The sequence below is a fragment of the Bradyrhizobium sp. U531 genome, from assembly GCF_051710265.1.
Lineage (GTDB): Bacteria > Pseudomonadota > Alphaproteobacteria > Rhizobiales > Xanthobacteraceae > Bradyrhizobium.
Genome location: NZ_JASVEN010000002.1, coordinates 784,338 through 796,774, shown reverse-complemented (window position 1 = coordinate 796,774; position 12,437 = coordinate 784,338). Strand labels below are relative to the sequence as shown.

At 66.9% G+C, this 12,437-nt stretch carries 8 protein-coding genes; 6 read left to right on the top strand and 2 right to left on the bottom strand.

Annotated features, from left to right (window positions below):
- Positions 1-100: 100 nt before the first annotated feature.
- From QRQ56_RS15615 to QRQ56_RS15605, 3 genes are all read left to right on the top strand, one after another.
- Positions 101-2,191, top strand: coding sequence for an AsmA family protein (locus QRQ56_RS15615; RefSeq protein WP_438741276.1), 2,091 nt, complete (start codon positions 101-103; stop codon positions 2,189-2,191).
- 235 nt (positions 2,192-2,426) lie between these two features.
- Positions 2,427-4,874, top strand: a complete 2,448-nt coding sequence (locus tag QRQ56_RS15610; protein ID WP_438741274.1) for an adenylate/guanylate cyclase domain-containing protein — start codon at positions 2,427-2,429, stop codon at positions 4,872-4,874.
- 309 nt (positions 4,875-5,183) lie between these two features.
- On the top strand, positions 5,184-6,050 hold the full coding sequence (locus QRQ56_RS15605; RefSeq protein ID WP_438741272.1) for a hypothetical protein: 867 nt from the start codon (positions 5,184-5,186) through the stop codon (positions 6,048-6,050).
- Here QRQ56_RS15605 and QRQ56_RS15600 read toward each other — a convergent pair whose 3' ends face one another.
- On the bottom strand, positions 6,051-7,331 hold the full coding sequence (locus QRQ56_RS15600; RefSeq protein ID WP_438741489.1) for a Spy/CpxP family protein refolding chaperone: 1,281 nt from the start codon (positions 7,329-7,331) through the stop codon (positions 6,051-6,053).
- 172 nt (positions 7,332-7,503) lie between these two features.
- Entirely contained in the window at positions 7,504-8,634 is a 1,131-nt protein-coding gene (locus QRQ56_RS15595) for a LysM peptidoglycan-binding domain-containing protein (protein WP_438741270.1), read from the bottom strand.
- On the opposite strand from QRQ56_RS15595, the gene QRQ56_RS15590 reads away from it, so the two are divergent.
- From QRQ56_RS15590 to QRQ56_RS15580, 3 genes are all read left to right on the top strand, one after another.
- Positions 8,609-8,800: a hypothetical protein gene (locus QRQ56_RS15590; protein WP_438741268.1), complete on the top strand. Its 192-nt coding sequence runs from the start codon at positions 8,609-8,611 to the stop codon at positions 8,798-8,800. The genes QRQ56_RS15595 and QRQ56_RS15590 overlap by 26 nt on opposite strands.
- Before the next feature lie 11 nt (positions 8,801-8,811).
- Positions 8,812-9,507 carry a hypothetical protein gene (locus QRQ56_RS15585; RefSeq protein ID WP_438741266.1) on the top strand — a complete coding sequence of 232 codons (696 nt, stop codon included), beginning with the start codon at positions 8,812-8,814 and terminating at the stop codon, positions 9,505-9,507.
- Between the two features lie 266 nt (positions 9,508-9,773).
- Entirely contained in the window at positions 9,774-12,437 is a 2,664-nt protein-coding gene (locus QRQ56_RS15580) for a bifunctional diguanylate cyclase/phosphodiesterase (protein ID WP_438741263.1), read from the top strand.

Genomic DNA, 12,437 nt, shown 5'->3' with positions numbered 1-12,437 from the left:
GCCGCTTCCCGTCCGGGGATAAACTCAAGGCGTGAGGGATGGTGCAAAGGACGGCATTCTGCGGGATTCGACGCCGATTGTCCGTCGTTGGAAAGTCGACATGAGAGCAGTGAAATTCACCGGCGCGGCTTTGGCCGTCGTCATCATCCTGATCGCAGTCCTTCTGGTGGTCGGGATCCCATCGGGCTTCCTGAGCTCGACGATCGCCGCGCGCGTCGAGAGCGCGACCGGCTATCGCCTGACGATCGACGGCACCACCAAGATCAGCCTGTGGCCGACGCTCAATGTCACCCTCAACGATCTCGCGCTGTTTGACCCGAAGAACCGCAGCGGCATCACGCGCCTGACGATCGACAGCGTGCAGGCCGACATGTCGCTCTCCAGCGTCTGGTCGGGCCGGCCGAAGGTCAGCGAGCTCATCGTCACCCGTCCCGTGCTCTACCAGCCGCTGCTGCGTGAGCGCCTGCCGAATGCGGGAGGTTCGTCGAAGCCGCTCGCGGTCGATTTCGACGGCGCGTCGATCGAGCACGTCAAGATCACCGACGGCGAAGTCGCATTCTCCCGCCTGCGCGACCGCGTCGAGGGCCGCATCAGCGCCATCAACGCCGACGCGGTCGTTGGCCGCGACCGCAAGGTCAATGTCACCGGCACCGCGCGCGTCGGCGACCATCCGACCAAGTTCGACATCAAGGCGACCACGCCGGCGCCGCCGGCCGACCGGCCGACGATCCCGGTGGAGTTCGCCATCGACATGCCCGACGTGCTGAAGTCCCAGCTCACCGGTCATGCCGAGATGCGGATGAACGGCGACGTCGTGATGATCAACGGCGTGAATGGCCGGCTCGGCGACGGCAGCTTCAACGGCTGGGCCTCGGTCGACATCGCGAGCAAGCCGCTGGTCAAGGTCGACCTCGACTTCCAGCGGCTTGCGGTTCCGCTGGCGAAAACGCCGGAAGGCGCGGCCGGGCAACCCTGGAGCAATGCGCCAATCGATGTGTCCGGGCTCAATTACGTCGATGCGCAGGTGAGGATCTCCGCGAACGAGGCCGTGATCGGCGATGCGCGCCTCGCGCCGCTGGCGCTCGATGCCAAGCTCGCCGGCGGCGTGCTGAAGGCAGGCACGGCCAATCTCGGCGCCTATGGCGGCCAGGTCTCGGGCGAAGTGATTTTGGACGCGACCACGGGCGCGCCGAGCTTTGCCATGCACTCCGATCTCGTCGGCGTGCAGGCGCTGCCGCTGCTGCAGGGCCTTGCCGAATTCGACCGCATCGACGGCAAGCTGCAGGCCAAGATCGCTTTGCGCGGCGCCGGCACCAGCCAGCGCGCGCTGATGGCGAACATGCAGGGCACCGCCTTCGTCAATTTCCAGGATGGCGCCATCCGCGGCATCAATGTCGCCCAAATGATCCGCTCGCTGACGACGGGGACGCTGTCCGGCTGGCAGAACACCCAGAGCCCGAGCCAGGAGCAGAGCACCGATCTGTCGCAGCTCTCGGCCTCCTTCCGCATCGACAAGGGCCAGGCGGTGACGACCGACCTCAATCTGATCGGGCCGCTCGTGCGCGTCACCGGCGCCGGCACCATTGCGCTCGATACCAAGATGATGGGTTTTCGCGTCGAGCCGAAGCTGGTGATGACGACACAGGGCCAGGGCCGCGCCAACGAGCCGGTGGGCTTCGGCATCCCCGTGATGATCACCGGCCCCTGGTCGGCGCCGCGGATCTACCCTGACATGGCCGGCATGCTCGACAATCCGGACGCTGCCTATGCCAAGCTGCGCGAGATGGGCAAGGGCCTGTTCGGCCCCGACGGCGCCGGGCTCGGCAACCTCCTCGGCAGCCTCGGCAGCAATCTCGGTCTCGGCGGCAGCGCTGCGCCGAACAGCGGCAATGCGGCCGGCACCGCCCATCCGCAAGCCCAGCAGCCGGGCCAGAACAATCTGCTCGGCGGTCCCCTGGGCGAGGCGATCGGAAATCTGATTCAACAGGGACTCGGGAATGGCGCGGCAAGCAGCACCGGCGCCGCGCCAGGCAGCGGCCGCAGCCGCAGCCTGCCCGCAACATCCTCCATACCGGCACCGCAGACCTCGCCTGCAGCTCCGGACGCGGCTCCAGCCCTGGATAACCCGCCGGTCGCGCAGCAGGACAGTCAGCCAATGAACGACGTGCTGCGGCAACTCTTCAACCGGTGATGGGCGGACGGGCGGGCTGAACTCCACGGCAATCCCCTTACATCAGCCTCCCCGCCCGCGGCTTCCTCCGAACGGATGAGACGGCGGCAATTCCCCCCTCTTCCACCCGTCCGAACGGTCCAAAGCAGGTAACCACGCCGGCCGGACGGCAGTCCTCCGGAGCAAAATGTGGTAGAACGGCCTTGCAAGGGCCTACGGCCCGTAGCGCCGGCGTCGATGGCGCGAGAGGATCGGGATGGCAGGAGCGAACGACAAGACACGGTTTCTGCGCGAGGGCCTGTTCGCCAAATATGTCGTCTCCCTCGTCGGCCTCGTCGTGTTCGTCCTCGCCGTCAACGGTGCGATGGAGACCTGGATCTCCTATCGCGCCACCAGGACCCAGCTGACCGACGGCCTGGAGGACAAGGCGCAAGCCGCGGCCCGGCGGATCGAGCAGTCGATCTCCGAGCTCGATCGCCAGATCAGCTGGGTGACGCGGGCGAGCCAGGACACCCTCGAAAAACGCCGCGCCGACTACGCCCAGCTGCTGCACCAGGTCTCGGTGGTCAACCAGCTATTCCAGCTCAACGGCGACGGCCGCGAGGTGCTGCGCGTCTCGCGCCAGTCGACCACGACCGGCAGCAACGCCGACCTCTCCCGCGACATACGCTTCACCGAAACCGTCGCCCGCGGCGTCAGCTACGCGCCGGCCTGGTTCGCCGACCGGACGCCCTACATGTCGATCTCGGTGGCGCATTCCGGCTTCAACGCCGGCGTCACCGTGGCCGAGATCGATCTCGGTTTTCTCTCCGACTTCCTGTCCGATGCCCAGGTCGGCAAGGCCGCCTTTGCCTATGTGGTCGATCCGCGCGGCCGCGTGCTGGCGACGTCGTCCAAAGGCCCCGATGTCGGCAAGGATCTGTCGAAGCTGCCGCAGGTCGCGGCCGCGATCGCGCCGGGCCGCGAGCCCGACAGCTCCGGCACCGACTTCAACGGCCAGTCGGTGATGAGCGCGGCGAGCACCGTGCCGAAGCTCGGCTGGAGCGTGCTGTTCGAGCAGCCGACCACGCAGGCCTTGATGCCGATCCGCGACCAGCTGGTTCGCATCGCGCTCTTGATCGGCATGGGCCTGATGGTCGCGATCCTCGCCGGCACGCTGCTGGCGCGCCGCATGATCATCCCGATCACGGCGCTGCGCGACGGCGCTCACAAGCTCGGCGAAGGCGATTTCAGCCACCGCATCGACGTGCACACTTCGGACGAATTGGAGGACCTCGCCGGCCAGTTCAACCGCATGGCCGGCCAGATCCAGGAGACTTATTCGAACCTCGAGACCAAGGTCGAGGAACGCACCCGCGATCTCGCTCAGTCGATCAACGAGCTGAAGGTGCTGGAAGAGGTCGGCCGCGCCGTCGCCTCCTCGCTCGATCTCAACGCCGTGCTGCCGACCATCGCCGCGCGCGCGATCGAGATCACCCATGCCGACGCCGTGCTGATCTACGGCTTCGACGCCGAACAGCGCCGCTTCAACCTGGTCGAGTCCGGCGGCATCGACAAATCCGCCGACGGCCCGCACGTCACCATCGACGAGGGCGAGAACATCCTGAGCGATGCCGCCAGGAGCGGCGAGCCGATCGCGCTTGCCGATCTCGAGCACGCCGCCGAGCAGCCGCTGCGCGAGGTCGCGATCGCGGCCGGCTTCCACTCGGTGCTGGTGGTCCCGCTGGTCGACCAGCAGGGCACGCTCGGCTCGCTGGTGGTGCTGCGCCGCGCCGGCGGCGAGTTCGCGCCCAGCATCATCGGCCTGATGCGCACCTTCGCCAACCAGGCCGTGCTGGCGATGCGCAATGCGCGGCTGTTCACCGAGGTCGACCAGAAAAGCCACGCGCTGGAGACGGCGAACGAAACCGTGCGCGCCCAGTCCGACAAGCTCAAGCAGCAGACCGAGCAGCTCAAGGACTGGAACAAGTCGCTGGAGGAGCGCGTCGAAACGCAGCTCGGCGAGATCGAGCGCATCCGCAAGCTCGAGCGTTTCCTGGCACCCCAGGTGGCGCAGCTGATCGCTTCCTCCGACAGCCCGGAAGGGCTGCTCACCAGCCAGCGCCGCGAGGTGACGGTGGTGTTCTGCGATTTGCGCGGCTTCACTGCATTCACGGAAGCGACCGAGCCGGAAGAGGCGATGAACGTGCTGCGCGAATATCACGCAGCCCTCGGCAAGCTGATCTTCAAATACGAGGGCACGCTCGACAAATATGCCGGCGACGGCGTGATGATCCTGTTCAACGCGCCGATCCAGTTCGAGGACCACACCCAGCGCGCGGTGAAGATGGCGGTGGAGATGCGCGACACCATCGGCCCCCTGACCGAGCGCTGGCGCAATCGCGGGCACAGCCTCGGCTTCGGCATCGGCATCGCGGTCGGCTATGCCACGCTCGGCCAGGTCGGCTTCGAGCAGCGGCTGGAATATGCCGCGATCGGCAGCGTCACCAACCTCGCCTCGCGCCTCTGCGGCGAAGCCAAGCCGAACCAGATCGTGGTCAGCCGCCGCGTCTACGGCATCGTCGAGCAATGGGTCGAAGCCCAGCCGCTCGACGATCTCCAGCTCAAGGGTTTCAATCATCCGGTGCTGGCGATGGAGATCCTGAGCTGGCGCGAGGAAGTCGACAATGTGGTGGATGCCTCCGCGCTGCGGCGACGGGGGTAGCGGCCTTGACGATCCTGTAGCCCCGGATGGAGCGAAGCGAAATCCGGGTCGTGCCACGAGCGACGAAGGCCCCGGATTGCGCTTCGCTCCATCCGGGCTACGGGCCGCAAAATTTGAAAAACAACCCCATGCACAGTAGACGAGGCCCGCAAGATCAGAGAGTTACGCGGGCGGCCAGACGCTGACCACAATGCTCTTTGGCTCGCCGGGCAAAACACCGGCGGAGCGGTCTCCTTGCCCGAACCACATCCCTCTTCCTCGCGACTAACCCACGCCTCAACGGCGAGGCGGTTTCGATGGGAGACACCTGTGGACCTTGCCTTGCCTTCGCGTGCGTATGATCTGCAGATGCTGGACCGGCCGGTTGACCGTGCGCGCGACCAGGGCTGGGTCTATGGGTTGCCGCCGGGCATTTCGAGCGAGCAATGGCCGCTCGATCCCGTCACCGGCTATCCCTTGATGCACGGCTTCACCTTGCTGCTGCCGGAAGACTATCGCGTGCATGGCGCTGATATCGTTGCGGTGTCGTTCTTTGCCACCGCGCCCGATCACAATGACGGCGGCGCACCCGATGATCCCGAAGTCCGGACCGCTATGATGGCGCTGCCCGCGCATCCGCGGCTGTCGCGCATGACCGACATCCTCGATTACGAATATGCCGCGCTGCTGCTGACGCGTGCCGAATATGAAGGTCCGTTCGCAAGGCCGCCCGCGCCGCTCGCGCTGGCGACGGCCGACCGGCCGCGCTGGCTTGATGTCGGCGGCGCCAGCGCCTTCGTCGAGGCTGCGCCCGCTTATGCCAAAAAGATGTTTGCCGCGCCGCCGCGCGCCGATCTCAGCGAGACGCGCGCGATCGCAATCGCGCCGCGCGCGGAGGATCCCAATGCCGGCAAGGGTCCGCAGGACGAGCATACGCGCAGCAATCCGCCAACCGGCTATCAGCCCTATTATTACTATACTGGCGGCGTGCCGAGCCGCGAAAATTTCCGCCTGCACGATTGGGGCAAGGACCACGCGCAAAACCATCTCGGCGGCACCATGCGGCCGTGCCAGGCGGTGCCTGAGATGAGCCCGTTCTACATCGAGTTCGAGGAATATTTCGGCGGCTACAATTTCGGCGGCGGCAACGCCCAGCTCGACTTCAAGGAGATGAAGTTCGACTGGGCGTGCGGCTGATCACGCACCCCGCCTCGGGCCGATCGCCTCGAACGCCGCCTTCTGCTCGTCGCTCAAGTCGGCCTCGAAATCGTCGAGTGCGTCGGTGACGCCGTTCACGGCCTGCAGCATCGTCTGAAGCCGCGCCTTGACGGCGGTGAGGCGGACCTGCGGGGTCGCGGCGGGCGGTGACGGGCAGGCGCTGAGCGTTTCCATGGTGCGCAGCGTGGTGTCCTGCAGCACCTCGAAGCGGGCGCGGGCGACCTCGTCGAGGCGGAGCGTGGTGGCGATGTCGCCCGCCGGCCATTGCTGCTGCACGAGCTGCTCGTATTGACGCTGCAGCTTTTCGTCATAGCGCGGATCGCTGTCTGCGCTGCACGCATTCGACGCCTGCGCATCCTTGCTCGCGTCCTTGCCAGCTGCCTTGCGCTGCATCGCCACCAGCGCCGCGCGGCGATCCTGGCCGAGCGCCTCGAGCTTTGCCTTCTGATCGTCGTCGAGCAGATCTGTGAATTTCGCAAGCGGCGGGGCCACCGCGTCGATGGCCTTGATCATGGCCTCGAGGCGCTCGCGCATCAGGCCGAGGCGCTCCGCTGCCGTGGCGGGAGCCTGCGCCGGACAGGCCACGGCAATGGTGTCGCGCGCATTGGTCCAGGCGGATGCGAGCTCGTCGAGCGCGGTGCGCTGCAGTTCGTTCGGTGTGACGGCCGCAATGATGCGATCGACGGGCAGGCCGCCGGTGTCGCTGGCTTCGCAGAGGCTCTCCGCACTCGGCACGCGCCGCCCGCGGCGGCCTTGCGGGCCGGTGTAGGCCGCAAGCTCAGTCGCCGCATAGGGCGCGAAGATCGCGGCGTAGATATCGCTATAGCCGTAGAGCGAAACACTGGTGGCATCGCCGAGCACCACGGCATTGGTGAGATCGTCATGCGCGAAGGGCCAGAACACAGGGCCGGCCCAGCCGTAGCTGCCATCGGGATGGCGCCACCAGCCTTGCGGACGGCGGCCGCCGCGCCAGCCCGACAGCGCGGCTTGCGCCGTGAGCGCCGCGCGCAGGACGTAGGGGTTGGCAGCCTGGCCACGCACGGCCCCGCGCGGGTCTTGCGACCTCAAGGCTGCGGAGCGGTATCGGCCACTACGCACCGCCATGCGGGAATGGCGCAGCCGCGACAGGCCGATGACGTGACCGACGGCAAAGCGCGCAACGCCCAGCGGGCCACCGCGCAATCCGAACTGCGCCTCGGCTTTCACAGGCAGGAGCACGGCCGCAATCAAGATGGTCGCGCCCGTCAGCGCCAGTCCCATGCGTCCCGGCAAGACCGCTGACCTGACCAATTCGGCCTCCTCCCGGCTGCCCACGCGCGCATTGCGTCGCATGTGGATGACTCGCGAGGGAACCAATTGTTCCGGAGGGACACACAGGGCAAGGCGTCGCGGGCGATCCGTGACGGGACCGGCGCAATCCTGCTTTGCCGGCTCACTCCGTCTTCTGCGGCATCACAAAGGTCTGGCCGGGATAGATCAGATTGGGGTTGTGGATCTTGTCGCGGTTGGCGTTGAAGATCACGGCAAAGCGGGCGCCGTCGCCATAAGCGAGCCGGCTCAGCGACCACAGGCTGTCGCCACGCGAGATCACCCGGCTGCCGCCGGCTTCAGCCGCTGGCGTGTGAAGCGCGTCGGCCGGCGAGGCCGACGCAACCGTCGTGGCGGCGGGCACCCGCGCCAGGACCTTGGGCTTCGGCGTGGCGACCAGTTTTGATCGGGCCGCCCTGTCGGGCACCGAAGCCAGTCGCGGCGAGCCCGACGGCAGGGCAGCCACGACGTCCGATCTGTCATCGGCCTTCTCGGCCTGCCTAGTCTCTTGTTTAGTCTCTTGACGCGCGACCGGCGCCGGGCGTGCAGGCGGCGGCGCCGCCTCGGCAATGGTCACCGGCATGGTCCGGCCCGACTGCGCGACCGTGCCATCGGGCGCCTTGGCCCGCAGCGTCAATTCATAGGAGCCGGCGGGAAGCTGCGGCGGGGTCATCACGAACTGGCCGGAGGCGTCGGCGATCGCCGTATCGAGCGGCTTGCCGTCGCGCAACAGCTCGACCTTTGAACCCGGCACGGCACGGCCCGCAATCACCGCGGCCTCGCCATGATCGTCGACCCGGGCAACGTCGAAGCGCGGGCCGGTGTCGGCGACCGCTGCCGGCGGCTTGGCCGGGGCGAGATCGGGCAGCGCCGTGGCCAGCTTCTCGGTCTCGGCCAGCAGGCCGACCTTCGGCTCGGCGGCCGGTGCCGGTGAAGGCCCTGCGGCAGGCGCCGGCGGCGCGGTGGCGGCGAGCTTCGGCTGCTCCTGCGCCGCCGGTTTCGGCTCGGGCTTCAGCTCGGCCGTCTCGGTCTTGGTTTCAGGCTTGGTTTCAGGCTTGGTTTCAGGCTTGGCTTCAGATTTGGCCTCAACCTTGGCCTCCGCTTTGGGCTCGACCTTGGCTTCCGGCTTGGCCGCGACGACGGTCTTGCTGCCGTCCGGCAGCATGCGGCGCAGCTCGGTCGGGCCGATCACCAGCACCGTGCCGACCAGCGCGAGCAGGCAGAGAGCAATGAAGGCCTTGGATGCGGTCATCATCGGAAAAACCCTGGGTGGCAAATCAACCGAGGCCGGCAAATTGCGCCGATTTGGCAGCGGCAGCAAGACGGTCGATGGGATGAGTGCGCCGTTCGGCGAGCCTGGGATGAACCGGCGCCACCCCACGGGCGTCAAATCACCGAGGCCGCACCGCGGCATTTTTTAAGGAATTTTCCTGTGACCCCATTTCGCAGTCCCGCCAAATGGCTGGCGCTTGCCCTGACGCTCGCCGCTTCCCCTGCGCTTTCAGCCTCCGGCCCGTCGCCGGGCTACGTCCTCACCGACAATGCCGATCTCGCCTTCACCTCGCCCGACGGCGCCACCAAGCTCGAGCAGTACATGAAGGACAGCGAAGACCTGTTCGAGGTCAAATGGCAGGTCTGGGCGCGGCGCGGCGACCGGATGACGGAGCTGAAGCCCGAGCAGGGCTATGGCGCCGGCTTCCGCTTCACCAGCGACTCGCAATGGCTGGTGCGGATGCAGAAGACCGGTTCGGGCTCGCAGGATCTGTTTCTCTACCATGTCGAGAACGGCGCCTTCGTCACCGCGACGAAGAAGTCGCTCAGCGACCTCGCCTGGGCCTATTTCCACAGCCGGCCCGACACCGGGAACATGAGGCTCGACTACCACATCTCGGCCAATCTGATGAAAGGCACCGAGAGCGCCTATCGCTGGCTCGGCGTCGACTGGCCCAACAACCGCTACCTCGTGATCTCGCTGTCGGGCGCAATGGACAAGCATCCGAAGAACGTCGCCGTGAAGGGATTGGCGGATTGGAAATGCCGCTATGATCTCCAGACCGGCAAGTTCGACGTCCCCAGGATGTTCGCCAAGGGCAATGCGGAAGCGTTGAACTGGGAGATCAAGCGGTGAGTGCCGCTTCCTAGCTTCGTAGGGTGGGCAAAGCGGCTTGTCCGCCGTAGCTCGCAGAGCAAAGGCGGAAGCGTGCCCACCACCTCGCTCCATCACGGACAGACCGTGGGCACGGCGCGCCAAGAGCGCGCCTTCGCCGACCCCTATGAGACTTCCCGCGCAGGAAACCAACCCACTGATTCCACTCCGATTCATATTTCCCTAACCCTGCATGGTAACGGGGTCTTTTCGGTTTTGCTGCATCTTGCATCCCACGGGAGGGCTGCATGGGCACATCGATCCGATGGACCGCGCGCATGCGCGCGTTGTTCCGTCGTTGGCGGGGAGCGCCACTGACATGGCTGATCGTCGGCGGCTTCGTGCTGATGGCCGCGACGGCCGTCGGCACCGCGCTCACCGTCGACCGCTTCCGGCAGAACGCGATCGAGAGCGGCCGCGACAGCCTTGAAAATTCCGTGCGCCTGCTGGCCCGGCATTTCGACCGCGAGTTCGAGGACTTTGCGGTGCTCCAGAAGAGCATCATCACAGAGCTCGAGGGCCGCGGCATCGAATCCGCCGAAATGTTCCGCAGCGAGATGGGCACGCTGGCCATGCACGAAGTGATGCGTGCAAAGGCCAGCGGCTGGTCCGACGTGGCGGGCGCCAACCTGTTCGATTCCAGGGGCATGCTGATCAACTCGTCGCGCCGCTGGCCCGTGGCCGACATCTCGGTCGCCGATCGCGGCTATTTCCACCGCCTCAAGACCGATCCGGCCGCGCAGGAAGAGGTGGAGGTCGTGCCCGGCCGGCTCGGCAACGGACCGGCGATCGTGTTCGCGCGGCGCGTCTCCGGCCCGCACGGCGAATTCCTCGGGATCGTCTCGCGTGCGATCGCGCCCGATCAGCTCGAATCCTTCTTCGCCTCGAGCGGGCTCGGCGAAGGCTCCTCGATCGCGATGCATCACCAGAACGGCCAGTTGCTCGCGCGCATTCCGCATGTCGATGCGATGATCGGCCAGAATTTCCGCAACGGCACGCCGGAGCAGATGGCGGTGTTCGAGCGCACCTTCGTCTCGATGCAGCTTGCGAGCCCGATCGACGGCAAGGACCGCATCGTCGCCTCGCGCCTGCTCGCCGGCGAACCGCTGGTGGTGGTCGCGACCAAGTCGCTGGACGCGACGCTGGCGACGTGGCGCACCCAGACGAAATTCTTCGTCACCATCGCCGTGCTCTCGATCGGCCTTCTGGTGCTCACGCTGTTCCTGATCTTCCGCCAGGTGACGAACCGGCTCTCGCTGGAGAAGCAGCGGCTCGACACCGCGATGAACACGATGACGCAAGGGCTGCTGATGTTCGATCAGGACGAGCGGCTGATCGTCTGCAACCGGCGCTATATCGAGATGTACGGCCTGTCCACCGACGTGGTGAAGCCCGGCGCCGCGTTCCGCGACGTGATCCGGCATCGCCACGACACCGGATCGTTCCACGGCGACGTCGCGTCCTATTGCGACGATATCCTGAGCCATGTCGGGAGCACGCAGAACACCATCGTCGAGACCAGTGACGGCCGCCTGATCGAGATCAAGAACCAGCCCGGTGCTGCCGGCGGCTGGCTCGCGACCCATGAGGACGTCACGGCGCGCATCCGCGCCGACGAGCGCATCGCCCACATGGCGCATTACGACGCGCTGACCGACCTGCCCAACCGCGTGATGATGCGCGGGCATCTGGAGCGGCGCGTCGCCGAGCTCTCTGACGGCAAGCCGTTCGCGATCCTCTACATCGATGTCGACGAGTTCAAAGGCGTCAACGATTCGCTCGGACACGAGGTCGGCGACGAGCTGCTGCGCCAGGTGGCGAACCGCCTGCGCGCCTGCGTGTCCGGCAACGACCTCGTCGCGCGGCTCGGCGGCGACGAGTTCGCCATCGTCAAGACCGGCACGCGCGACCCGGCCGAGCTGACCGCGTTGGCGGAGAACATCCTCAAGGCGCTGCGCATCCCCGTGAATTGCAACGGCCAGGACATCCCGACCGATGCCAGCATCGGCATCGCGATCGCGCCCGACCATGGCGACAATCCCGACGACCTGCTCAAGCGCGCCGATCTCGCGATGTACGCGGCGAAGACGGAGGGGCGCCGCACCTATCGCATCTTCACGGCTGAATACGACGCCAAGGCGCGGCTGCGACGCCAGCTCGAGCTCGATCTGCGCCAGGCGCTGGCGCGCGGCGAGTTCGAGGTGCACTATCAGCCGCTGGTCGATCTCGCCGCCAATGTCGTCACCGGCTGCGAGGCGTTGCTGCGCTGGCGCCATCCGGAGCGCGGCATGATCTCGCCGGCGGACTTCATTCCCGTGGCGGAAGAGACCGGGCTGATCGGCGAGATCGGCGGATGGGTCTTGAGACAGGCCTGCAGCGAGGCCGCCTCCTGGCCCGGCCAGATCCACATCGCTGTCAACGTCTCGCCGGTGCAGTTTCGCTCGCGAACGCTGGCGCTCAAGGTCGCGGCGGCGCTTGCGGAGTCAGGGCTTGCGCCCGGACGGCTCGAGCTCGAGATCACCGAGACCGTGCTGATCCGCGACGACGAGGAGGCGCTGACGATCCTGCAGCAGCTTCGCGAGCTCGGCGTGCGCATCGCGCTCGACGATTTCGGCACCGGCTATTCGTCGCTGAGCTATCTGCACCGCTTCCCGTTCGACAAGATCAAGATCGACCGCAGCTTCATCAGCGACATCGGCGAACCCGAGGATTCCTCGCCGATCGTGCAGGCCGTGGTGCACATGGCCGCGGCGCGCCGCATGGCGACGACCGCCGAAGGCGTCGAGACCGAAGCCCAGCGCGAGGTGCTGCGGCAGCTCGGCTGCAGCCAGATGCAGGGCTGGCTGTTCAGCCCGGCGGTGCCGGCGGCGAAATTGAAGCAGCTCCTGGCGGCGCAGGCGGTGGCGGCCTGA